A 23,421-nucleotide genomic window follows, 5' to 3' on the forward strand; every position below is an offset into this window, starting at 1 on the left:
GTCCCCGTGCCCGCCTACGTCATCAATGACATGGAGATCACGGACCCGCTGCGGTTCGAGGAATACAAACGCCTGTCGCCCCCCACTGTGGCGGCTTATGGCGGACGATTCTTGGCCCGTGGCGGTGAAGTCTCGCCTCTGGAAGGGGGCTGGCAGCCCAAGCGCCTGGTCATACTCGAATTCCCGAGTGTGGCCCAGGCGCACGCTTGGCTGAACTCGCCCGAATACGCACCGGCTAGACGTTTGCGTCAGCTGTCGGCCAACTCCCGCATGGTGGTCATCGACGGCATGCTGCCCAGCTGACACGCTCGCACACCTGCTCAGCCCTGTTGAGCAGCGTCAGTACCCCACAAGCCTTTCTTGGTTTGTGGGGTGCTTTTTTTCAGCTCAAGCCCGGCAACACGCCATGCTCATTCACAGCAGGGGCGCTGCTCAGCTTGGCCCCATCATCTTGCCAAGGGGTCATGCACGCAGGCGCTGGCACCTCGACGGTCCGGCCGCGCACCTGAATTTGGCGCGTGCGCAATTGAGGATGGTGTATCAAGTCCAGCACCGAATTGATGGAGCCGAAAGGCGTTTGCGCCTCGGTCAAGCGATCAGCCACTTCGCCACCGGTCAGGCCGCCGATCACCGCCTGAATCATGTCTTCGATTTGGTCTCGGTGAAGGCCTCTTGCTGCACTGCTGGCAAAGCGCAGGTCATGCGCCAGCTCAGGTTGCTGCAACACGTGCTGGCAAAAGGCCTGCCATTCACGATCGTTTTGCACGGCCAAAACGACTTCATGACCATCCCGGCAGGTGAAGGCGCCATAAGCGGCAATGCTGGGGTGCTTGAGGCCACCGCGCTGAGGTGCGGCCCGGCCATAGCGTGCCTGCAAATAAGGCACGGCCATGAGCTCTGCCGCTGAATCGAACAAGGACACATGCAAGGCACTGCCCTGGCCCGTGCGCTCACGCAAGAACAGCGCCTCCAGAATGCCCTGTGCCGCATTCATGCCCGCTGCAATGTCACAGATCGACACGCCAATGCGGCCCCAGGGTCCGGGCGCACCGTTGACCGAGACCAAGCCGCTTTCGGCCTGCACCAGCAGATCATAGGCCTTGAGATCTTGCATCGGTCCGATCTCACCATAGCCCGTGATGTCACAGGTGATCATGCGCGGAAAACGCTCGCGCAAGCTGGCCGAGCCCAGCCCCAATCGCTCGGCCGCACCGGGCGCCAGGTTCTGAACAAACACATCCGCCTGCGCCAGCAAGGTCTGCATCTGCGCATGGTCGGCCTCCTGCCTCAAATCCAACGCCACCGACTCCTTGCCCTGGTTGATCCAGACGAAATACGAAGACTCGCCGTACACCTCACGATCGTAGTCGCGTGCGAAATCGCCTTCGGGCCGCTCGACCTTGATGACGCGAGCCCCAGCATTGGCCAGGCGGCTTGAACAATAAGGCGCGGCAACGGCATGCTCTAGCGATACCACCAACAGGCCCTGCAAAGGTTGAAGACTCATGATGCACTCCCTTGTGCTGCCCCATCGGTCTCGGGCAAATGTCCTCGATCACACAAAAAATCCAGCAGCTTGGCCACGGAGGGCATGCCCGCTCGGTCTTTGCGCACACACAGCAGCATGCGACGCTCGGCCCAAGGGTCACTGAAGGGGCGAACCGTCAGATCCAGCCCTTTGGCCAGCACACGTGCGGCCTGCTCCGGCAACAGCCCCAGCCCCAGCCCCGCCTCGACCATGTGGCAAATGGCTTCGAAACTGCGCACCTGAATGCGCAGCTGCAAAGTCCTCTGGGCAATGACGGCCTGTGAAGCCAGCAGCCGGGTCATGGACGAGCCGCCCTCCAGGGTGATCAATTCATCATCCAGCACATCATTGAAACTCAGCGTATCAAAAGCGGCCAGCGCATGGTTGTGGGGCATCACCACCGCCAGGCGATCCTGGCAATAAGGGCGGGTCTCCAGACCCTCAACCGAGGTGCCTTCGACCACGATGCCCACATCGGCTTCAACGGATTGCAATCCGCTCACAATTTCCTGGCTCCAGCGTTCTTGCATGATCACTTTCACATCCGGGTTGTGGTGGGCGAACGCAGCCAGATCGTTGGGCAGGGTGTCGGTGATCACCGAGGTATTGGCCAGCAGGCGCAAGGCGCCTTTGCGGCCGTTGGCATGGTCACGCATTTCAGCCTGCATCTGGTTGAGTTCGACCAGCAAAGCGCGTGCATGCGGCAGCAAGGATGCCCCGGCTGCGGTCATCTCCACGCCGCGTGAAGAGCGCTCGAGCAAAGTGGTGCGAAAGCGGTGTTCCAGCAAAGCCATGCGGCGGCTGGCTGCGGCCAGGCCAATGTGTGAGGCCTCGGCCGCCTTGGTCAGGCTGCGCAGTTCGGCAGCACGAACGAACAAGGCCAAAGAGTCAATATCGGGGAGCATGTTCAGCCTTCGGATGAAAGAGGCAGGTCGATGAGGGCCAGGCCATAGGGCGGCAAAACCAGCTCGACGGGACAGTCACCCAGCTCGCGCCAGGGACTGCTTATGAGTGAGTCTTGGTGCTGCGACCAGGACTGGGCATCCAGCACCGCCCATGACGCCAAGCGATTGCCATCAAGCCAGTGCAGCGTCTGCGCATGCGCGCGGAGGTTGGCCACCAAGATTTGCCAGCATTCCCCATGGCGACCTGCTATGGCGGCCAGGGGCCACGTCGGAGTGGATGTGCCAAGATCGTCCGCCGCTTGCAGCGGGACATTCTGCAGGGTGTGCCAACGGCAACACACTTGTAGCAAAGCGGCCGAAGGTGTCATGTGCCACGCCTCACCGGACGAGTAAAACAAGCCATCCTCACCCACCAGCGGCGGCAAGCTCAAGGCTTGCACTCGGGCATGGGCGGCCGCAGCCAGGTGACCCAGCAACCAGGCCGCGCCAAACAGACCACGACTGCGCGGGTCACGGAACGCCAGGGCCATGCGTTTTTGTCCATCGCTTCGCGGCTGACGGCCCAGCGGGCTAGCACGCGCAGACAAAGCGCTGGGGCCAAGGTGCCAGTCGCGTGCGGGATGCCGACGTCGCGCCGTCTCCAGCATGGACGGTAGGCTTTGCAGTCCATTCATCACAGCCTCGTCATCGGCCCCATGCACGATGGGGCAAACCGTGAACGCCATGAAATCTTCGCCACCGCTGACTTCGAGCCGATTGAGTTGGGCAAAAAAATGGGGCGTGCCACCGCCGATGGCCGAGGCCGGAAAAAGCTCTCGCAAAAAACAGGCAGCCTGTGCGCCACAAGGCAAAGCCACCACCGCAGCGGGCACCACACCAGCCTGCGCCAACTGCTGCGCCAGCGCATGAAAAACCGCATCGGCCTGACCGCCTTGACCGAGTCCCTCCAGGCCGCACACGTCCAGCCGCAGCGAAGCACCTGCGGCTTGCAACAAGGTGCGCATGCCTGACCAATCCACGCCTGCATCCCGTGTGTCGGTCCAAAACGTGAGGTGCAGGAAAGCCGGACGCCACTGCGCCAAAACGTCCAAGACCCAGGCCGTAGGCTGGCGCGTCATGTCGGGGGTCATGGCCAGTCCCAGACGAATGACGGGCGCGGCATCCTGCGTCAAAGGCCAACGCAAGCGTGGCGATGCCACGGCACACGCCTGTTCAGGCGACTGACCTAGCAAACGCAAATGCAACTCACGCGTCCACGACTGACCTTGCCGCAGCACATAGGGCCGGGGCATGCAGTTGGAGCGGCTATAGGTCTTGAAGGAGGCATCCGCGTTGTTGCGCTGGTCCTCCAGTTCGTAATCTTCTCCGGGCAACAAGGCTTCAGCCCAATGACCCGGTGCATATTCGTGACGCAAACCGCGTATGCCCATAAAGGGCGGCCAGGCGGGAACTTCTTGCGGCAAGGTGGACAAGCTGACTCGGCCATCCACATGCCGCACCTCAATGGCACAACCCGCCGCCGACATCGGGTGCATCAGGACCCAGCCACAGCGGTTGCTCAGCAGGTCGTGGCTAGGCATGGCCTGGGCCAGTAAATGCACAGCCCCATCGGCATCACCACGCAACTGCAACGCCAGTTCAATGCGGGCACCCTCAGCAGGCTGGCCCGCCACATCCTCGGGCGCACAAGGGATGTGCCCCCGTAAGGTCAGTGCAAAACCGGCAACCTCGATGTGGTGGTGCTGCACCTCGAACACCGGCTCAGGCGTGCCCCAACCGGCATCCCGAAACAAAAAAGCCAGACCATGCCAGACCTCATGGCCATGGGCATACACCGGCCCCAAACGCCCACCCACCAGCTCCAGCGACAAGGGCCCCGCGCGCAGCGACAGGCGATGCGGCAAGGGCTCGTCACAACCATACAGTGCCAGCCGCTCACGCGCCGACATGGAAGCCTCTCGGGCACATCATCAAATGGTGCGTCCGCCGTCCACCGGCAATTCAACACCCGTGATGAAGGCAGAAGCATCGCTGGCCAAATACAGCGCCGCTTGCGCCACATCGTTCGGGGTCGACATGCGGCCCAGCGGAATGCCTGCGGTGATGCGGGCACGCGCCTCGGGCGAGTCGGCTGTGCCCAGGAACTGCTCGATCAAGCCGGTCGCACCCATCACCGGGCAAATGGCGTTGACACGTATACCATCAGGCCCCAGTTCAGCGGCCATCGACTTCGACAGCAAATTGACCGCGCCCTTGGAAGCGTTGTACCAAGTCAAGCCTGGACGTGGACGCAAGCCCGCCGTGGAACCGATGTTGATGATCGAGCCCTGGCCTTGCTGGCGCAAAATCGGCACCACTGCACGGGTCATGTGATAAATCGACTTCACGTTGACGTTGAACACGCGGTCAAACGTGGCTTCGTCCACATCCAGCATAGGCTGGTTGCGGTGTGTGGTGCCTGCGTTGTTGACCACAATCTGGGGCGCACCGAACTGCTGCACACAGGCATCAACGGCCGCTTGCACATCCTGTGCACGCGACACGTCGCACTTGACGGCGTGCGCAGCGGCGCCAAGGTTGGCGGCCACGGCCTTTGCACGGTCGAAGTCCAGATCGGCAATCAACACGCGTGCGCCTTCTTCGACGAACAGGCGGGCAATGCCTTCACCGAAACCGGCACCACCACCGGTAACGATCGCAATTTTGTTTTGCAAGGATTTCATGTGTTCACTCCTTCAGGGCCAGAGCATCTGGTGCTCGACCGAGATGATGGGCGAGACGTCCTTGGCGAAGTTCGGCAGATCGGCCAGCAAGGTCTTGCCTTCCGGACTGGACAGCGAGCTGACCAAAGCCTCTTCGGAGTCGAACCAGAGCTCGGAAAACCCGTCGTAATCGAAATGCGGAAAACGCGCACGATCCACCAGGTTGACCGAATAACGGCGCAGGCCCGGCAACTTAAGGCACAAGGCAGCGTGGCGCTTGAGCCAGTGCTCAGTGAATTCCTGGTGGCTCATGCCGTCCTTGCATCGCAAGATGCCCAGGCGTTTGACGTAGGTTTTAGGTGTGCTCACAGGTGGTCTCCAATCAGGGTCAAAAAGGGGTTCAAAAAACGGAGGATTTGGTGGCAGCGAACTCGGCTCGCAAGGCCGCACCGTGTTCATCGATGCGTGGAGCTGGTGGATAGTCGGCATCCTCCCACTCCACCTGCCAGGGCAATGCAGGCAGTCGCGCACGCTGCTGCCCGACAGGCATGGCGCGCGTGCGCAATTGCGGGTGCTGGATCAGGTCATAGACCGAATTGACGTTGCCATACGCGGTCTGCGCTGACGTCAAGCGGTCAATGACTTCGCCACTGCCCAGCGCGGCAAAGACCTCGCTCACCAGACCATCGACAAACTCGCGGTGGGCGCAGCGTGCCGCATTGTTGGCGCAACGGGGGTCTTTCAGCAGATCGGGGCGTTTGAGCACCTGACGGCAAAACTCGGCCCACTCGCGCTCGTTCTGGATTGAAATCACCAGCTCACGGCCATCGGCACAGGTGAACACACCATAGGGCGTAATGGACGGGTGCTTGAGCCCAACCCGGTCGGGCGCACGCCCACCGTACTGGGCTTGCAGATAAGGCACGCTCATCAGTTCTGCCGCCGAATCGAACAGCGACACATGCACCCCGCTGCCCTGGCCTGTCACGGCGCGCTGCAACAAAGCTTGCTGGATGCCGATCAGTGCATTCATGCCCGCCGAGATGTCGCACAGCGAAACGCCAATGCGCCCCCAATCGCCCGGTGCACCGCTGACCGAAATCAAACCCGACTCGGCCTGCACCAGCAAATCGTAGGCTTTCATCTCTTGCTGTGAACCGTGCTCACCGTAACCACTGATGTCACAAGTGATCAGGCGCGGATGGCGCTCGCGCAGCTTGGCCGAACCCAGGCCCAGCCGGGCCGCAGCACCCGGGGCCAAGTTTTGCAAAAACACATCGGCATCCGCGATCATGCGCTCGAGCACTGCCAGGTCTTCGGGCTGCTTGAGGTTCAGCGCCACCGACTCCTTGCCGCGGTTGATCCAGACAAAATAAGTGGACTCGCCATGCACATGGCGGTCATAGCCCCGGGCAAAGTCACCCTCAGGGCGCTCGATCTTGATCACACGGGCGCCGGCATCGGCCAGGCGACTGGAGCAATAAGGGGCAGCTACGGCTTGCTCCAAAGCGACCACCAAGAGCCCCGACAGGGGTTTCGGCTGGGCTTTTGCCTGGGTCGCATGGGAGCGGTTCGGATTGGTCATGAACATCTCAGTCAAAGCAGTTTTAAAACTTGTGTTTCGATTGTGGCGACTGCTCCGCCATTGTGGAATTGCCAATGTTCAAAGCGAGCCTTGCCGTGCATGAAACACGAGCCCCTAAATTGAATCGACCCGGAACAGTAGACACCTCTGAGCCTCCAACCTGAGGCCTAATAGGAGGCGCCATGAATCAGAAAAGATTTCCAGAAGAATTCAAGATCGAAGCGGTCCGCCAGTTCATTGAACGGGGTCACACGGTGGCAGAGGTTGCTGCCCGCCTTGAGGTCAGCACCCACAGCCTGTACAAGTGGATGAAGGAGCAGCAATTGCCCCCGGGTCAACGGCAGGAGAACTTTCCCAGACCGAGGAGCTGCGGCGCCTGAAGGCTGAACTCAAGCGAGTGACCAAGGAGCGCGACATCTTAAAAAAGGCCGCCGCGTACTTTGCCAAGCAGTCCGGGTGAGGTACGGCTCGTACCTTTTCCTACATGCGCAGTCTCAGATGCCACCATTTCCCGGGCGGGTGCTGATGCTCTCACCCATCGTGGGCGAATTCACGAGCGATGAAACGCGCACCACGTTTTCGCCACCGCGCCCGACGCGGCTCAAAGAATTGGCCGAAGCTGGACAGTTCCCCGCACCTACCAGGTCTGAGATTCATGTTGGCTCAGAGGACTGGCAAAGCATTCCGGCCAACGTGCAAGCCTTTGGCATGCTGACGGGCATTCGCGTTACCGTTGTCCCAGATGGCGGGCACAACCTGCCCAAGGCCTATGTGGGCGGCTTGCTAGATCAGTGGCTAAAAGGCTGAGATAAGCTCCGATCGCTTTTTCTTCCATCTGCTCCACCAAGTGGTCTGTCGAACTCAAAGAATCGACACACGCATAGGTCGTTGTCGCACAAGGCGATGTGCGTGTGCTGTGGCGAAAGAGTTGGCGTCTCTTTGCAGAGAACAGAGGGCAGAAAAGAGTCAAACTGGCCGTAACGGACCCTGTCCAAGGCATCCCCCCGGCACACGCAGAATGCGTCTGTTCCCCGCGTGTAATGGGGGAAGCACAAATAAAAACGCCCAACCGAGAGGGGTTGGGCGTTGAATCATGGTGGCTCGGTCAAGAATCGAACTGCCATCACGCACAGTTCAAATCAGCGCTGACCGCACCGAACCCCCCCCCTAGTTCAATTTGCACGCACAAAAATTTGCGCAGGCCAACGCATCTTGATCGCGACCTCGTAGAGATTTAACCCCCCCTCCCCCCTGGGATGCCGATCCCATCGTCATAGAGCCATGCATAGCGCACTCTTTTGGCGCCACGGCATCCCCTCGCGACCCAAGGGCCTGAACGCTTCCTGGCGGTCATGCGTGTCACCAAAATCCCGCAGTCAGTTGTCTGCAACACCTCAAGAAATTGACTTGGCTTTTTCTTGAAACAGAGCGTCAATCCGTCTTACCGGATCAACTCAGTAAATCAAGGAAAAGCGACATGACTCACTCAAGAGACCGATTCACGACCGACCAGATCGAGGGCAAACAATGAACAAAGCGCCCACACCTGACGTTCTGTTCAAGCGGCTCGCCAAAGAACATCTTTTCATCGACACGCTGCAAACCCAGCACAGCGATCGCCTGGATTTTCATGATGTGAGCGTCTGGGGAATCAAAGCTGCTCTGCAGGCTGCATACGACGCTGGCGTCAAAGCCACATCCCGGACCTCATGTCCGACTCAAGTCACCACGAACGGCCAGCCATGAAGCTCACCCAAACCGAAACCGAAACCGAAACCGACTACAGAAATTTCATCACCGATCTGACCGCCCTCACCCGTAAGTACGGCGTGGCCATCCAATCAGTCGGCGGCGTCTTCCTGGCCGAACAGGAAGACGAATTCGACAAAGTCACCTACACGGCCGACATCAGCAGTGGCGACCTGTACCCGGAATTTCCCGGACACTGAAGCAGCAAAGCGGATTGCCCCATCGACTTTGGCCCCAGACATTCATCAGTCCAGACGATATTGCTGTGCGCCGCTGGTCTGTCAAAACCGGTCAAGGCCGGTTTTGACGCAGAAACTGACGTTTTCGACGCATCTGACTATTAATTTCTTTTCTTTTTTCTTGCGCCTACGCGCGCAGGAGAGAAAGACAAGTGTTTTCATACGCCGTATGTGTCATGGAATTGGCAACCCCAATGCTTGTGTCCATTGGGGTTGCATTCATCTCTTAGTCGACCCGCCAGGTGTTTCGACCGCAGGCAACGCAGTGGGCTCTTTGAGACTCAGACCTTGGTAGCCCCGAACGCCTATGGAGTTGCGCCACTTCTCAAAACGCCTGGCCAGCAGGCCGTCAGAAAACCGGCGCTGAGTACCCACGTACTCTCCGGCGGCTTCTGCCCACAGCTTCCAGTCATTGAACAATGTGGCGGTCAAAGCCTTCTCTTGTCGGCTAAGCTTGCAACGCTCAGTTAGCCAAGTGCCCATGGCGTCTTCAGCCTCAAAGTACTCCTGGGTGGCCTCTGCCACCAACTGCGGCTGAGCGAGCCCCCGCTCCTGCCATTTGAGGCATCCTTCGAGTGCCCAAGCAAGGATGCCGTCACGCTCGGCCAACAACTTTTCCGTCAAATTCGGGTCACGGTTCGCCGGTGGGACCGTGATCGTGAACGGGATCAGGTGCATGCGCCGACGCATGGCTTCATCAATGTTGCGAATCTCAGGCTTGTGATTGCCTGCAATGAGTAGCTTGAACTGCGGCTTGTAGGTGAAGAAGTCCTGGTGCATCAAGCGCGCCGTGATGTCATCACCCCCGGTGATCGCCTTGATGCGGGACTCATTCCAGCGGCGCCCCTGCTCCGTCTCGGTGGCCGTCACAAAACGCGCACCCCGCAGTCCCGCAAGCTCCGTGGGATGCCGATCCGAGTAGGAATGCATGAATGTGTCCATGGGCGCGCTGGCGGCATATCCCCCCAGGACCGAAGAGATGACATTAACGAACACCGACTTGCCGTTGGCGCCCGTGCCGTACAGGAAAAACAAAGCGTGCGTGCTCATGTCACCCGTCAGGCAATAACCCACCATGCGCTGCAAGTAGTCCTGGAAGGCCAGGTCCCCACCGGTCACATCGGCCACGAAACCTAGCCAGACGGAGCAATGGCTGCTGGGCGAACCTACAGATGCGCCGCTGGGGGTGGCACTGGTGATCCGCGTCATGCGCTGCTCACGGTCGTGAGGACCGAGTACACCTGTGCGCAGATCCACAATGCCGCCAGGCGTGTTCAGGAGCCAGACATTGGCATCCCAATGCTCCACAGGCACCCCATGACGGGGATCGGTGCGCACGATGCGCTCAATGGCCGCAATGGCACCGGCACTGGTCATGCGGGCTTTCACATGGGGCTTGCTGGTGAATTGCGCTGCACTGCAACAAACCAGCCGCGCCAAGTGCTTGACCTTCATCATCACATCGATATCCCAGCGCTTGCCGTTCCAGATCAACCACTTGCCCCAAGCAGGGCAGTAGCGCACATCCCGCTCAAAGTGATGGGTGAACGCTTGGGCCACACCGTTCTCTGTTGCATAGTCGATGCCCTCCACGGCTTCGGACAAGCCCTCGATCAAGCTATCCCAATGTGGGAGCGGCTTCATCGCCTGGCGTGCGGCACCAGCCAGGAAGCCATTCACATCAAATTCTTCTTCCAAGGCCTCGACGACATCCCATCCCATGGGCTTGTTCGCCGGTGGAACCAGGATGTCGCAGGTCAGGCTGCCTGCCCTCAAGATAGATTGGCCCACCTTCATGGCGAGCTCCCAGCCACGCTTGTCCCGTTTGGGCCATATGAGCACTTGTTTGCCGTGCAGTGGCGCCCAATTTGTCCAGCCCAAGGGCTGCTGCCAATCCTGCACGATGGTGGTGGCACAGTGACCCCGCTCAATGAGCATCTGTGCGGACAGCTCATCTTCGACAAAGATCACCTGATCGCTGTTTGAAATCGCCGCATGGTTATAGAGCTGATGGATTTCACGTGCGCTCTTGTGGTTCAAATGGATGCCTGGCACAGGGTGCCCGGCAGTATAGCTTGCTTGTTGCATGAAAAAGTTTCTCCCTGCAAGCAGATTGCGCTGCTCGCATATGGTTTAAATCTAAAAGGTCAGGCGCTTAAATCAGCCGTTGAGTCACGCCTGCGGTTAAGGCCGTAGGGGCATCTGCCCAGCGTCAGTGCTGGATCCGCTCGGATGTGGAGATGTGCGTGATGCGTTGTTCATACTCCAAGACCGTGCTCATGGAATACGCCACACGTTTGCCCAGCTTGAGGTAGATGGGGCCACGCCCCTCCATCCGCCAGCGCTCCAGGGTTCTGGGGCTCATGCCCCAACGCGAGGCAAGATCGCTTCCACTCAAATGCACCTGATGGGCAGCAAAAATCTCCTGGGGAACGCCCCCAAGTGCAGGAATAGCCGACTGAGCTGACATGGCTGAATTCATGGTTGTTCTTTCCAGAGCCGGGATCCAGGCTCTTTGGTTGATTGATAAAAATAGGAGCGGAGTCAATGCCCCTTCTAGGTCGGGTTGAGCCATCTAAGGGCTGTCCGCGGCATCCCCCTCAATCGACTCAAGCCAAGGCCGTTGGGCGGGCCATTCAATGGGCATGGCATTCCTGGCAAACCAATTCAAGGTGAAGCCCATGGGTTGTGCCCCGTCCAGGATGTCTTCCACGATCAGCGGATCCAGCCGTGTGAGCCGAAGCAACTCATTGACCACCGTCAGATCCAGTTCCTCGCGCTTGGAGATTTCCGTGCCGCTTTTGCACATGCCCATGTCGATGAGTCGCTGCCAATGAAATCCCTTGGCCAAGGCCGTCAGAAGGGTGGTGTCAGGCCTAGCTGCAGGCGATGCATGTTCCGCCGACGCGTCATCGGGCCAAAAGACCTGCTTTCGGCCGGATCGCTTAGCAAACTTCAGCGGTACGAACGTCAACAGCTGAGCTGTCTCATCCATCCTGGACATGCCAGAACCAATCACATGCACATGATTCATGCGGCCTCCATCTCAAGAAGTTCACGGCCGACCGTGCCCTTAGGCATGACGCCAATGAGCGCCCCCCAGGTCTCGTAGCGCCAGGCCAGTTCAATGCCCTCGGGCGTGACGGTCACACGCTTGATCAGGGTTCGCACGATGTCCTGCTTGGCCTGCGCACCCAGCGTATTCCAGATGTTTGCCGTGTTCTTGAAAAACAGCACCATCGCCTGCGGCTCAGTCAATTCGGCGTTGCTGGCGCGGATCTGTTGCCAATAGCTGTTGACCATCTGGCCCGAGCGCAGGACAGCCAGAACTTGCTCCATGACCGCTTTTTCGAGATCACCGGCGGGCAAGTTAGGCATGGAGACCGTGCCGGCGCCCATGTTGTGGTTCTTGTTAACGACGTAGTACCGGTAGGCTTTGCCACTGCTCTTTCGGGTCGTCGTGGGCAGATAAATGTCACCCGCCTGCGTGAACACCATGCCGCGCAGCAGATATTCATATTTGGATCGCTGAGCCCAGACATCGCTGGCCCGCTGGCGCGAATTGGTGGCCATGATCGCCTGGACCTGCTCCCAATGCTTGGTTTCAATGATGGCTTGATGCTCTCCGGGGAAATACTCCCCTTTGTGCCCAAGCTCGCCCAGGTACAGCCGGCTGGTCAGGAGCTTGTAGAGCCCCTGTTTGCACATGAATTTTCCGGTCTTGCCACGGATGCCCTTGTCCATGAGCTCTTTGGCCAGTAGCGTTGTGGAGCGCGATTGGGCAAACGTTTCGTAGATCCATCGGATGGTTTTTGCCTCTTCGGGCTCGATCAATAGCTTGCCCTGTTCGACCCGATATCCCAGCGGAATGGCGCCACCCATCCACATGCCCTTGCGTTTGGCTGCGCCGATCTTGTCGCGGATCCGCTCGCCCGTGACTTCCCGCTCAAATTGAGCGAAAGACAGCAAGACATTGAGCATCAAGCGGCCCATGGAGGTGGCCGAATTGATCTGTTGGGTCACTGAACTGAAACTGACCTTGTGCTTGTCAAAGATCTCCACCATCTTGGCAAAGTCAGCCAGCGATCGGGACAGGCGATCAATCTTGTAGACGATCACGACATCAATGACTCCAGCCTGAATGTCTTGCAGCAGGCGCTTGAGACCTGGACGATCCATGTTCCCGCCAGAAAACCCAGGGTCTTCATAGTCATCAATTACGGGGACCCAGCCTTCGCTGCGCTGGCTGGAAATGAACGCCGCGCCCGCCTCGCGTTGCGCGTCAATAGAGTTGAACGATTGGTCCAGCCGCTCATCGGACGAGACACGGCAATAGACAGCGCACCGTTTGGCGGCAAGGGCTTGCACGGCGGCGCTCATGCTTTCTTCCCGGTGATGCCAAAAAACGCCGGTCCGGACCACTGGGTGCCGGTGATCAGCTTGGCGATGGCCGAGAGACTCTTGTATGACTGGCCCTGGTATTCATAGCGACCATCTGAGAGCACGGTCACCGTGTACCTACGGCCATCAAATTCGCGCAGCAACGTGGTGCCCGGCAAAACACCCAAGACCGGACGCGCATTGACCTTAATTTTGGAGTGCAGCTCACCCAGATCGGCAAGGCGCGCGCGTGTGGCCGTGGGCAAACTGCCATACGCCAGCTCCTGAAACCGGTAGGCCAGACGTGCCTGCATGTGCAGACGATTGGGGGCAGACGGCCGGTGCGGGAAATGTTTGTCCCACTCGAGCCAAAGCTCAGGCATCTTGAGGTCGGACAGATCAGAAATTTTCTTGGCAACTTTGCCAGCGACGATGCTCGAGCGCAGGGAAATTGAGCGTGGTTTCATGCGTGGACTCCATGGTTTTGAGACGGGTTGTCATTGCCGCTCTGGTGGCCATCGAAGTCCAGGAACTTGTCTCTCCCAGTTGCATAAACGCGACTGCTACATGCGAAAGCCAAGATATGGCTTGGACATGCCGCTGCTGACGCAGGCAGACGGAAGATTCGGAGAATGTTGCGGTAACCGCTGTTGACTATTGCCTCGGCTTGAGGTCTTGAAGGGTTGAAATTTTTGCGTTGCATTAGGGTGGTTTCATCGATTAAGAATGAACCAAAATCCTATGCAAATTCCGCTCTTTTTGCTGAGTGTTTTAGCGGGCCAATGGGGGACAACAGTGGGAATCCGGAAAATAATTCTCAAGAAAATTTAAATGGCCATCGCGCGTTCGACGGCTTCAGGCTGGGAGCAGCCCGTCGCTGGGGGCGACTCACTGGCAGTGACCGACCCAAAGCAGACATCTCACGCAATGACTTGAGGGACTTTTGCTGGTTGGAAACATGTCAAGCAAGGACAGCAACAGCCAAATTGCCCATCTACATATCCTACAAAACCTACTGAATCGGGATCGTGGTTTTTTGTAGCATTGGTTGCGGCTTGCTATTGAGTTAGTCGCCCGTCTTGTGATTAGTGTGAGTACCTCTGGAAGCGTTACCGTTGATCGTTCTCGATACGAGGAGATTCACCGACTGCGACAACTGAATCGACGATCCTAGGTGACTATCGGTGAACCAGAAGGCGCGCTTGACGCGGCATAGACGCCAATCAAGCGGACGTCGAAAACAGGATCAAACGCAGCCTCATCAACAGTGAGCGTGATCTTGCGTCTACGGCAAGACTGCTTGTACGTTTTTCGAATATCCCTTTTATTGCACCAGTCTCAGAATGGGCGTTCCAACGATTATGTCTAAAGGCAATTTCATGGCTCGACTTAGCTTTAATTCCTTCGCATCTTTGATTGCGATCGCAGCTTTACTTATGTGCGTACATGTTGCAGCCCAGGAGCGCACAGTGAAGATCTACGGTTTCGGGGCGAAGAGCGGCGTCGTCCGCATCTTCGGACTTAACGCCGAAGCTGCCATGAAGGCGGCTGCCGATCAGATCAACCGCAATGGCGGCATCACCATGGGTGACGGCAGCAGAGCTAAGCTTTCGATCGAATACATGGACGACCGCTGCAATGCGGAAGAGGGTATCAACGTGATTCGGCGCATCGCCGCGCAGCCTGACGCGCTGGTCGCCGTGGGCCCTAGCTGCAGCAACGTAGCCGAGCCGGTGTTTGGCATCCTGCAGAAGCGAGTGGGAGACGCAGGCGATTCGGGTCTGCAGTTCCCCATCTTCACCGATGGCGCTGCCAAGGGCGGGCTCGCTTCCATTTCCGAGTGGTCCTTCCGAAACGTTCCGAACGAAGCGGCGATGTACCGCAGCCTGTTCGAATGGCTGCGGACCACCCGTCCTGAGCTGAAAACTTTTTGGGGTGGAGTCGAGAAGGACTTCGCGCACAGCAACGCCACCTACAACGTGGTCAAGGATCTGGCGACCAAGTCGGGGTTGCAGCCTCTTGGCGATAGTGAATGGCTGCTGGCAGACACAGGTTTTTCGACGCAGGTGCGGCAGATGAAACGTGGTAACGCGGACGTCGTGGCGATCTCGGCGCATCCCTTCACGACCTGCGGCGTGCTCAAGGAGATGGAACGCCAGGGAGTCAAACCGAAGGTGATCATCGGTTTGACCAGCTCGTCAAGCATGGAAACGCTCAACGGGTGCGGTGCACAAGCCGAGGGCATGCTCATCCCGACTAGCTTCGCGCCTGTGACGGCCGAAGCGCGCGCTGCCGCGCAGGCGCTGCAGGCCGTCAATTCGTCTCTGGATCTGCACAACGCGGCGGCTTGGGAGAATATCTTCACCCTCAAGGACATCATCGAGAAACAGAAGGTGATGGGTCGCCCGGAAACGCTCGCGGCAGACCGGCGCAAGATCAGGGATGGCCTTGCGGGCATGAAGCAGTCGCAGGGCTTACTCGGGCCGGTCGTGCGTGGCGCAGACCGTGAGGCCATCAAGCCCTTCCTCTTTGTACAGGTGCAACGCGGCACTTGGAGTGTGGCGCATCAGCCTTGAATCGTGCATGGGGATTTTCCGATGCAGCGGTTGCACGGGAAAACATGGTCCTGGCGAATGCCCTAAGCAGGAGGATCGCTACCGGTACACCCCCACTTATGAACCGACCGGACCGTGTAAGTGCGATTGGGTGGCTTAATTTGCGCAGTGTGTAGGTACAAGCCCTGACACCGGTAGCCATGAGCGATGAAGAAATGAAAAAATTAAAGAAGTACATCCATGCCTGATTTATTCTCCCCTTATACGCTCAAGGGTGTCACACTGCGTAATCGCATCGTGATGTCGCCGATGACGATGTATCGGTCTACGCCAGATGGCAAGATGAACGACTATCACGTGATGCTGATGGGCTCGCGTGCAGCCGGTGGATTCGGCTTGGTCTTTGCCGAACAGATCGCCATCACACCCGACGGTCGCACCAGCACCTCGTGCGCCGGATTGTGGGAAGATGATCAGATCGAAGGTCTGGCCCGAGTGGCCAGGATGATCAAGGACATGGGAGCGGTCCCGGCAATTCAGCTGGGCCATACTGGCCGCAAGGGAAGCGAGCAAAAGCCTTGGGAAGGCAAACGACAGATTGCCCCGGACCACTCCGATGGCTGGCAAGTGCGCGGTCCCTCGTCCATTCCCTACGGTGGGCGCTTCCCATACGCCGTACAGGAACTCACCGTCGCCGAGATTCATGAGTTGCACCGGGCCTATGCAACTGCCGCAAAACGGGCCATCGCTGCCGGCTTTGAATGGCTGGAGATGCACTTCGCACATGGTTATCTCGGCGCGAGTTTTTTCTCTCCCCTGGCCAATCAACGCACGGACGCGTATGGCGGAACACTCGAGAAGCGCCTTCGCTTTCACCGCGAGGCGTTGGATGCGGTGCGCGCCGTTTGGCCCGAGCAGCTGCCGCTCACGATGCGCCTGGGGACAGATGATTTCCATGAAGACGGCGTGAAGTTTGACGACGCAGTCTGGGCAGTTGCCCAATTGAAGGAACACGGGCTAGATCTGGCGGACCTGAGCATCGGCATGAACACCGACGACATGCGCGATCCGCCATTCTCCCGCGCCGCCTTCATGGCAGAGGGGGCAAGCCGCGTCCGTCGGGAGGTCGGAATTCCGGTGGGGGTGAGCTGGAACCTAGGCCAGCCTGCAGTGGCAGATCAGGTGATACGCGAAGAACTCGTTGATCTGGTATTCCTCGGTCGGCCGGCATTAGCCAACCCGCACTGGCCGATCTGGGCGGCGCGCGAGCTTGCACACGCTGACCCTTTCTCTCTGCTACCGCGGGACTGGTCGTGGTGGCTGAAAAACCGGCCAGGTTCCGAAAATTCGCACGGCTGGCCTGCGGCAGCGGCAGCGGCAGCGGACACAAACTGAGAGCGCGTGCTCAGATTTCTATAGGCTGCCAGCAGGCAGCCAGCAAAAGATCATTCATTTCAGGAATTCGAACATGCAACGTCAACTTAAAGGTAAGGTTGCGATCGTTACCGGTGGCGCCGCGGGCTTTGGCGAAGGCATCGTCCGGCTGTTCGTGGCGCAAGGCGCGCGTGTAGTGATCGCTGACCTGGACGCAAGCCGCGGGGAGAAGCTGGCCGCTGAGCTGGGCGAAACAGCGCGCTTTGTGCGCACCGATGTCTCCAGCGGCTCGGACGTGAATTCACTAGTACAGACATGCAGCCGAGAGTTCGGCGATCCTGACATTGTGATAAATAATGCGGGTACCACGCACACTAACAGGCCCATGCTGGAAGTAGATGAGCAGACGTTTGACCGCATGTTCGCGGTCAATGTGAAATCGATCTATCACATGACGCATGCGGTAGTCCCCCTCATGCGCCAGCGCAAAAAAGGAGTGATCCTGAACGTCGGCTCGACCGCAGGTATCCGCCCGCGGCCAGGGCTTACTTGGTACAACGGCAGTAAGGGCGCGGTGAACCTGCTTTCAAAGTCGATGGCAGTCGAGCTCGGCCCCGACCGCATCCGCGTCAACTCGATCTGCCCGGTCATGGGTGAGACCGGCTTGCTCGATAAGTTCATGGGTGTTGCCGACACGCCGGAGAACCGCCAACGCTTTATTGCCTCCATTCCTTTGGGCCGGCTCTGCCGTGCATCTGACGTCGCTGCCGCAGCTCTCTACTTGGCCAGCGACGCCGCCGAATTCATCAGCGGTGTTGAGTTCCCCGTGGACGGTGGCCGCACGGTCTGAAGAGATCGGTCCGATATCCAGGCTATGCGCGAGACGCGGGTGACGCTACCGCGGTGCTACCAACCTTGGCAGAAGGCTGTATCGTCGCGGTAGCCCCATATTGCGACGGCTCGGTCATTAGCATCGGGCGCCGGGGGGGCTGGTCTTCACATTAAGAAAGGTAACGACAACCGCAAGCATTTTCCACTTTGTGTTGCTACCAGAGTGCTGATGCTGACCGGTTTCCCCCTGGCTTTGAGCTTTGCTCATTGGCACCTCAACCGGAATTTCGAATATCGAAAATTAGGTACTTGATACATTAATTGCCCTCTTCAGTGACAGCACTTGGGCAAATCCGGCTTTTCAGGCTGTTTCATCGTCCGACCGGAAATGGCCGGTAGCAGGCAGCCATCGTTGTAAACCGATGTCTCTTAACGCTGCAAAGTGACCCTTCGCAAAGATTAGCCTAATGCGACCTCGGCCCCCAGTGGCACTACAAATAAATTTTGCACAACCAAAGGCTTCTTGAAGCATGCCTGGCAACTATGATGGTCTTGGTTCCCATCAAACCGCCGTGCGGCAAGCCGCATGAATCCTAGGCCTGTCTCGAGGAGATGACCTCGAGACAAACAGAGAAAAGAGAGAGAACCTCTCGTCAAAAACTCAAAAATGGGGGAATTTCGCTGGGCCACGACCTCTAGGTCATGCCTCGAGCCGCGCCATCACTGGGCCGAAAGCCCAAAAGAAAAGGGGACAGAGAAAGTCTGTCCCCTTGGATATGGTGGTGGTACCGGGATTTGAACCTGGGACATCAGCATTATGAATGCTGCGCTCTAACCAGCTGAGCTATACCACCGAAAACCAGATGCTTCAAAACAAGCTGTTTTTCAGCGAACGACTTGCGCCGTCAAGCCAAAAATTATACACAAGATTTGGCCACATCTGCCCTCACCCACCAACAATCCAGCGATGACCGTGCAAAACACCCCTGCCCCCACACCCCAGGATCTGTCCAGACAAGCCGCCCAGGTGATCTGGTCGCACTGGCAATCTGGCCAGGTGCTGAGCGCCTTGCCCGAAGCCTGCCGCCCCCAGACCGCCCAGCAAGGCTACGCCGCCCAAGCGCAATTGCCCGGCGTGGCTGGCCGCTCGGTGGTGGGCTGGAAGATCGCGGCCACCAGCACCAACGGCCAGGCCCACATCAATGTGAGTGGGCCCTTGGCTGGCCGCTTGCTGTCGGGCCAGGTGTTTGAGAGCGGCGCCAGCGTGCCCTCGGCGGGCAACCGCATGCGGGTGGCCGAGCCGGAGTTTGCCTTTGCCATGGGGCAAGACCTGCCGCCGCAAAGCGCGCCCTATACCCAGGACCAAGTCATGGCGGCCGTGGCCACGCTGCACCCGGCCATCGAAGTGCCCGACTCGCGCATGGAACCCTTCACCGCCGCAGGCCAAGCGCAGCTGCTGGCCGACAACGCCTGCGCCCGGCACTTTGTGCTGGGCCCGGCTGCGCCCGATCTGTGGCGCACAGTCGATTTGAGCACCTACCCCGTGCACGCCCATTTGGCGCACAACGCTCAGACGCGCTACGCCCGCGAAGGCACAGGCGGCAATGTGCTGGGCGATCCGCGCATCGCGCTGACCTGGCTGGCCAACCAGTTGTCGAGCCTGGGCATCACTTTGCAAAAGGGCCAGGTGGTGACCACCGGCACCTGCATGGTGCCGCTGGAGATCGAGCCTGGCGACACCGCCACCGCCGATTACGGTGCGCTGGGACGGGTCAGCATGACTTTTTCAAATTGAGATTGGCACCAAGCGGCGAGCGATGCGCTCATGCGGCTTGGCGCGGCGCTCGCTGGCTCCAGAACAAAACCGTGCCACTGACGCAGGCCATGACCATCAGGCCCACAAAACCGGCGCGGTAAGTGCCAAACAAGCCCGACAAAGCGCCAAACATGGGCGGCCCGACGACCACGCCCAAAAACGTGAAGGCCAAGGTCCCGCCGGTGGCCATGCTGGCCATGCCGGGAGGCGCACGGCGCGCCACTTCGGCCAGGTAAACCCCGTTCCAGCCAATGGCCGAAGCGCCAAAGGCCACCAGGATCGCCACCACCACGCTCTGCGGCGTCTGGGCCGTCAAGAAGGCCGAGGCCAAGGCCCCCAGCGCCATCATGCTGGCCAAGAGCAGCAACATGCGCCGGGCACCCAGCCAGCGATCGGCCACATAACCCCAGGCAATGCGCCCGCCAATGCCCCCCATTTGGGTCACCGACAAAGCCAGGCCCGCCGCCACCAGACCATAAGACAGGTCGTCGTGCAAAAACGTCACCAAGTAGGTGGTCAACGACAGCTGCACCATGGAAAACATGAAGGAGCAAGACGCCATGGTGAGCAAGGCCCGGTGCGCCATCACCAAGCGGATGGGCTGGATCAGGCTGCTCCATCGCACCGCAGCCTCGGGGCGGCGGTCACTGTCCAGCTCGGCCCGCAAGGCTTGCGCCAGCCAGGCGCACAACACGCACACCAGCGCCACTGCGGCCAAGCTCGCTTGCCAGTTCATGACCCACAGCAAAGGCGGCACGATGGCACCCGCCAGCATGCTGCCCAAAGGCACACCGGTCTGCTTGAGCGAGAACACCAGGGACATCTGGTCTTGGCGCGTGGTGCGGGCCAACAAGTGCGAACTGGCCGGAGTGATCGGGCCATACCCCAGGCCAATCAACACGGCGCCCAGCGCCATGGCGGGAAACCAGGGCACCGCACACAAGAGCAAACCCAGTGCACACAGCAACAAGCCCCATTGGCTCACACGGATGGCCCCCAGCCTGGCGACCGTGGCGCCCCCCAGCAAAGTGGCCACCATCGCCCCCGCATAGGTCACCGAGACATAGAGCCCCACCAGCGCAGGTGACACCTGCAAGGCCTGCGCCACGACCGGGGCCATCACCGGCAAAGTGAGCAAGGCCATGGCCACCATGGCCTGGATCACCAAGGTCAGCAACAAAGGCCACCAGTTTTTCAAGACCCCAACTCCAGCACCCTTGAAGCGCTCACCCCATGCACTGTGCGCGTGCTCAACTCAGTTGGCCTTCACACCGGCTTTGACCAGCAGGCCACCCAAGGTGTCGATCTCGTTTTTCAAATGCGCACGCAAAGCCTCGGGGCGCGCCAAATCGGCGCTCACCGCCGAGATGCCCATGGCCTCCAGGCGCTGGCGCACATCCGGGTCGGTGACCGATTTTTGCAAGGCCGAGGTCAACTTCTCCAGCACGGGCTTGGGCGTGCCTTTGGGGGCGTACAAGCCAAATGAGATGTTGATCTCAAAGCCTTCCACACCCGCCTCCGAAATTGCGGGCACATCGGGCAATTGCGGCAAACGGGTTTTGCCTGCGGACGCCATGGCCTTGATCTTGCCCGTCTTCACTGGCGGCACGGTGCCCGAGGTCTGGTCGCACAGCACATCGACCTGGCCGCCCATGAGGTCCGTCAAAGCCGGGCCCGTGCCTTTGTAGGGGATCTCATTGAGCTTCACATTCAGGGCGTTCATCATCATCAAGCCGCACAGGTGCGAAGCCGAGCCCACACCCGCATGGGCCAGGCTGACCTTGGGGCCATTGGCTTTGAGGTGATCAACAAACTCCTGCAGGTTCTTGGCCGGAAAATCGTTGCGCGTGGCGATCAGCATCGGGCCACTGGTGGCGCGGCCAATCGGCTCGAAATCGTCCACCGGGTGGTAAGGCAAGCTCTTGTACATGGCCGTGTTGGTCGCATGGCTCACATGGATCATCAGCAAGGTGTAACCATCGGGTTTGGCGCGGGCCACCTTGGCGGTGCCGATCGAGCCCGAAGCACCCGCCGTGTTGTCCACCACGATCTGCTGACCCAAATGCTTTTGCATGGCCCCGGCAAACACGCGGGTGATGGTGTCGCCCGGGCCCCCTGCGGCATAGGGCATGACCATGGTGAGTGCGCGATTAGGGAAATCTTGGGCAAAGGACTGGACAGCACTCACAGCCAACAACAAAGCCCCGGCTGTGCGGATGAAGCGATGGGTCATGAAAGTCTCCTTGTATATTTTAAAATGCGCAGTGTGGCCGATCAAGCCAGCAAACGCTGGCGAATGTCCAGTGGGCTCAGCACCTGCAGGGGTTCTGCACCCCCACCCGGAATGCCCACTTGCGTGGCGTTCAGCAGCATGGACACCATCACATAGGTGCCCGACAACACGGTCAAGTCCACCACCGCCTGCTCGCCCATTTGGCTCACGGCTTCTTGCCACAAGGCATCGGGCACACGGTGGTTGAGCGACAGCTGGATGCAAAAGTCATAGACCAAGCGTTCATCGGCTTGCATGTTGGCGGGGCGCTGACATTGCTGCAGGTCACGCATCACCGCATCGGACAAACCCGCCTTGCGAGCGATCGGCTCGTGCGCCCACCACTCGTATTGGGCGTTCGAGATGCGGGCCTGGATCAGGATGGCGAACTCGTTGAGCCGTTTGTTGACCGAGGTCTTGAAACGCAAATAGTCCAGAAAGTCGAAGGCCTTGCGTGCCATGTCGGGGCTGCGCAACAAGGCGTTGTAGGGGCCTCCCAATGCCGCACTGGAGACCTTCAAGATGTCGTCGGCCAAGGGACGCACCGCAGCAGGCAAAGCGTCGTAAGTGATTTGGGCCAAGCGTTCGGTCATGGTGTTCCTGTGAGGCTGGTTTGTTGTGTGTGCGCAGTGCTCAGCGCAGAGCGGGCTAAGTTAACAACAAGCCCTGCCGTGCACAGTCGCCCATATGACTGGTGGGGTACATGACAATGCCCGCAACTGCGCGACACTTGCGGCTGTTTGATTTCGCTCTCTTCCACCCCAAATTTCCGGAGTCCGCCATGCTGAAATTTTTCTTCAACGCCGCCCCCAACCCCATGAAGATCGCCCTGATGCTCGAAGAGCTGGGCCTCAGCTTTGAAGCCGTGCCCGTGGACACACGCAAAGGCGAACAATTTGCGCCGGAGTTCTTGGCCATCAACCCCAACGCCAAAGTGCCCGCGCTGTGCGATGGCGAGACGACCGTTTTCGACAGCAACGCGATCTTGTTGTACCTGGCCGAGCGCGAGCAAAAGTTTTTCCCCACCGTGGCTCAAGCGAAAGAGCGTGGTGCCGCCCTTTCTTGGCTGATGTTCATCGCCAGTGGCATCGGCCCTTTTTCTGGCCAGTCTGTGCACTTTCGCCACGCCGCACCCGAGCCCAAAGAATATGCCTTGAACCGCTACGACTTTGAGGCCCACCGCCACTGGACGGTGCTGGAAAAGCACTTGGCCCAAAACACCTACATGCTGGGCGAGCACTACAGCATCGTGGACATGGCCTTGTGGGGCTGGGCACGCATGCTGCCCTATGTGCTGGGCACGGGTGACGCGACTTGGGTGCAATACCCCCACATCAAACGCGTGCTCGACCTGGTGAACGCCCGCCCAGCTGCACAACGCGCTGAAGCCTTCAAAGCCTAATACACCTTCAAAGCCGAAATGGATGCGGACGCCAAGAAGTTCATGTTTCCGCAAAACGAGCGATTGAACAAGGCCTGAGACCC

22 protein-coding genes, 1 tRNA gene and 2 pseudogenes are annotated in these 23,421 nt (G+C 59.3%); 10 read left to right on the plus strand and 15 right to left on the minus strand.

Annotated features, from left to right (window positions below; all coding sequences use genetic code 11):
* Positions 1–6 precede the first annotated feature (6 nt).
* Positions 7–303, plus strand: a complete 297-nt coding sequence (locus tag B9Z43_RS08215) for a DUF1330 domain-containing protein (protein ID WP_108324353.1) — start codon at positions 7–9, stop codon at positions 301–303.
* Positions 304–382: 79 nt separating this feature from the next.
* On the opposite strand, the gene B9Z43_RS08220 is transcribed toward B9Z43_RS08215, so the two are convergent.
* The 6 genes from B9Z43_RS08220 to B9Z43_RS08245 are packed head-to-tail and all read right to left on the minus strand — an operon-like array spanning position 383 to position 6,720.
* On the minus strand, positions 383–1,507 hold the full coding sequence (locus B9Z43_RS08220) for a CaiB/BaiF CoA-transferase family protein (RefSeq protein WP_108324354.1): 1,125 nt from the start codon (positions 1,505–1,507) through the stop codon (positions 383–385).
* Positions 1,504–2,433 (minus strand): LysR family transcriptional regulator, encoded by a 930-nt coding sequence (locus B9Z43_RS08225; RefSeq protein WP_108324355.1) that lies wholly within the window; start codon positions 2,431–2,433, stop codon positions 1,504–1,506. The genes B9Z43_RS08220 and B9Z43_RS08225 overlap by 4 nt, the downstream gene beginning before the upstream one ends.
* A gap of 2 nt (positions 2,434–2,435) precedes the next feature.
* A complete protein-coding gene (locus B9Z43_RS08230; RefSeq protein WP_108324356.1) occupies positions 2,436–4,382 on the minus strand; it encodes a hypothetical protein in 1,947 nt (648 codons plus the stop codon).
* A 21-nt stretch (positions 4,383–4,403) separates the two neighbouring features.
* Positions 4,404–5,156, minus strand: coding sequence for a glucose 1-dehydrogenase (locus B9Z43_RS08235; protein ID WP_108324357.1), 753 nt, complete (start codon positions 5,154–5,156; stop codon positions 4,404–4,406).
* 12 nt (positions 5,157–5,168) lie between these two features.
* Positions 5,169–5,504, minus strand: a complete 336-nt coding sequence (locus B9Z43_RS08240) for an EthD family reductase (RefSeq protein WP_233253952.1) — start codon at positions 5,502–5,504, stop codon at positions 5,169–5,171.
* A 31-nt stretch (positions 5,505–5,535) separates the two neighbouring features.
* On the minus strand, positions 5,536–6,720 hold the full coding sequence (locus B9Z43_RS08245; protein WP_108324687.1) for a CaiB/BaiF CoA-transferase family protein: 1,185 nt from the start codon (positions 6,718–6,720) through the stop codon (positions 5,536–5,538).
* Positions 6,721–6,902: 182 nt separating this feature from the next.
* On the opposite strand from B9Z43_RS08245, the pseudogene B9Z43_RS08250 reads away from it, so the two are divergent.
* The 4 genes and pseudogenes from B9Z43_RS08250 to B9Z43_RS08260 form a co-directional block, all read left to right on the plus strand.
* A pseudogene (locus tag B9Z43_RS08250) lies at positions 6,903–7,185 on the plus strand (transposase); the annotation flags it as partial.
* A gap of 33 nt (positions 7,186–7,218) precedes the next feature.
* The gene (locus B9Z43_RS17270) at positions 7,219–7,527 is read left to right on the plus strand and encodes a hypothetical protein (protein WP_199222287.1); all 309 of its coding nucleotides are present in this window, start codon (positions 7,219–7,221) and stop codon (positions 7,525–7,527) included.
* Positions 7,528–8,247: 720 nt separating this feature from the next.
* A complete protein-coding gene (locus tag B9Z43_RS08255) occupies positions 8,248–8,466 on the plus strand; it encodes a hypothetical protein (protein ID WP_108324359.1) in 219 nt (72 codons plus the stop codon).
* Positions 8,463–8,669 carry a hypothetical protein gene (locus B9Z43_RS08260; RefSeq protein WP_108324360.1) on the plus strand — a complete coding sequence of 69 codons (207 nt, stop codon included), beginning with the start codon at positions 8,463–8,465 and terminating at the stop codon, positions 8,667–8,669. Before B9Z43_RS08255 ends, B9Z43_RS08260 begins: the two co-directional genes overlap by 4 nt.
* A gap of 258 nt (positions 8,670–8,927) precedes the next feature.
* Here B9Z43_RS08260 and B9Z43_RS08265 read toward each other — a convergent pair whose 3' ends face one another.
* The 5 genes from B9Z43_RS08265 to B9Z43_RS08285 form a co-directional block, all read right to left on the minus strand.
* Positions 8,928–10,796 (minus strand): phage/plasmid primase, P4 family, encoded by a 1,869-nt coding sequence (locus B9Z43_RS08265; RefSeq protein ID WP_108324361.1) that lies wholly within the window; start codon positions 10,794–10,796, stop codon positions 8,928–8,930.
* A gap of 124 nt (positions 10,797–10,920) precedes the next feature.
* Positions 10,921–11,073: a terminase gene (locus B9Z43_RS08270; protein ID WP_108324689.1), complete on the minus strand. Its 153-nt coding sequence runs from the start codon at positions 11,071–11,073 to the stop codon at positions 10,921–10,923.
* Positions 11,074–11,283: 210 nt separating this feature from the next.
* Entirely contained in the window at positions 11,284–11,742 is a 459-nt protein-coding gene (locus B9Z43_RS08275; RefSeq protein WP_233253953.1) for a hypothetical protein, read from the minus strand.
* A complete protein-coding gene (locus B9Z43_RS08280) occupies positions 11,739–13,088 on the minus strand; it encodes a recombinase family protein (RefSeq protein ID WP_108324362.1) in 1,350 nt (449 codons plus the stop codon). Before B9Z43_RS08280 ends, B9Z43_RS08275 begins: the two co-directional genes overlap by 4 nt.
* Positions 13,085–13,555: a DUF2924 domain-containing protein gene (locus B9Z43_RS08285; RefSeq protein WP_108324363.1), complete on the minus strand. Its 471-nt coding sequence runs from the start codon at positions 13,553–13,555 to the stop codon at positions 13,085–13,087. Before B9Z43_RS08285 ends, B9Z43_RS08280 begins: the two co-directional genes overlap by 4 nt.
* Positions 13,556–14,557: 1,002 nt before the next feature.
* Here B9Z43_RS08285 and B9Z43_RS08290 point away from each other — a divergent pair.
* From B9Z43_RS08290 to B9Z43_RS08300, 3 genes are all read left to right on the plus strand, one after another.
* Positions 14,558–15,664: an ABC transporter substrate-binding protein gene (locus B9Z43_RS08290; RefSeq protein WP_233253954.1), complete on the plus strand. Its 1,107-nt coding sequence runs from the start codon at positions 14,558–14,560 to the stop codon at positions 15,662–15,664.
* Between the two features lie 219 nt (positions 15,665–15,883).
* Positions 15,884–17,038, plus strand: coding sequence for an NADH:flavin oxidoreductase/NADH oxidase (locus tag B9Z43_RS08295; RefSeq protein ID WP_108324364.1), 1,155 nt, complete (start codon positions 15,884–15,886; stop codon positions 17,036–17,038).
* Between the two features lie 73 nt (positions 17,039–17,111).
* Positions 17,112–17,867, plus strand: a complete 756-nt coding sequence (locus B9Z43_RS08300) for a glucose 1-dehydrogenase (protein ID WP_108324365.1) — start codon at positions 17,112–17,114, stop codon at positions 17,865–17,867.
* Positions 17,868–18,625: 758 nt separating this feature from the next.
* On the opposite strand, the gene B9Z43_RS08305 is transcribed toward B9Z43_RS08300, so the two are convergent.
* Positions 18,626–18,702: transfer RNA gene (locus tag B9Z43_RS08305), tRNA-Met, on the minus strand.
* A gap of 113 nt (positions 18,703–18,815) precedes the next feature.
* On the opposite strand from B9Z43_RS08305, the gene B9Z43_RS08310 reads away from it, so the two are divergent.
* On the plus strand, positions 18,816–19,643 hold the full coding sequence (locus tag B9Z43_RS08310; protein ID WP_108324366.1) for a 2-keto-4-pentenoate hydratase: 828 nt from the start codon (positions 18,816–18,818) through the stop codon (positions 19,641–19,643).
* A 28-nt stretch (positions 19,644–19,671) separates the two neighbouring features.
* On the opposite strand, the gene B9Z43_RS08315 is transcribed toward B9Z43_RS08310, so the two are convergent.
* From B9Z43_RS08315 to B9Z43_RS08325, 3 genes are read right to left on the minus strand one after another with little or no spacing between them, the layout of a single operon-like run.
* Positions 19,672–20,862, minus strand: coding sequence for an MFS transporter (locus B9Z43_RS08315; RefSeq protein WP_233249961.1), 1,191 nt, complete (start codon positions 20,860–20,862; stop codon positions 19,672–19,674).
* Positions 20,863–20,919: 57 nt separating this feature from the next.
* Positions 20,920–21,897 (minus strand): tripartite tricarboxylate transporter substrate binding protein, encoded by a 978-nt coding sequence (locus tag B9Z43_RS08320; RefSeq protein ID WP_199222277.1) that lies wholly within the window; start codon positions 21,895–21,897, stop codon positions 20,920–20,922.
* A 41-nt stretch (positions 21,898–21,938) separates the two neighbouring features.
* Complete coding sequence (locus B9Z43_RS08325; RefSeq protein ID WP_108324367.1) at positions 21,939–22,529, minus strand: carboxymuconolactone decarboxylase family protein; 591 nt, start codon at positions 22,527–22,529, stop codon at positions 21,939–21,941.
* A 188-nt stretch (positions 22,530–22,717) separates the two neighbouring features.
* Here B9Z43_RS08325 and B9Z43_RS08330 point away from each other — a divergent pair.
* Positions 22,718–23,416 (plus strand): annotated as a pseudogene (locus B9Z43_RS08330) (glutathione S-transferase family protein).
* Positions 23,417–23,421: the final 5 nt, after the last annotated feature.

It is taken from the genome of Limnohabitans sp. MMS-10A-192 (genome assembly GCF_003063335.1).
Lineage (GTDB): Bacteria > Pseudomonadota > Gammaproteobacteria > Burkholderiales > Burkholderiaceae_C > Limnohabitans_A.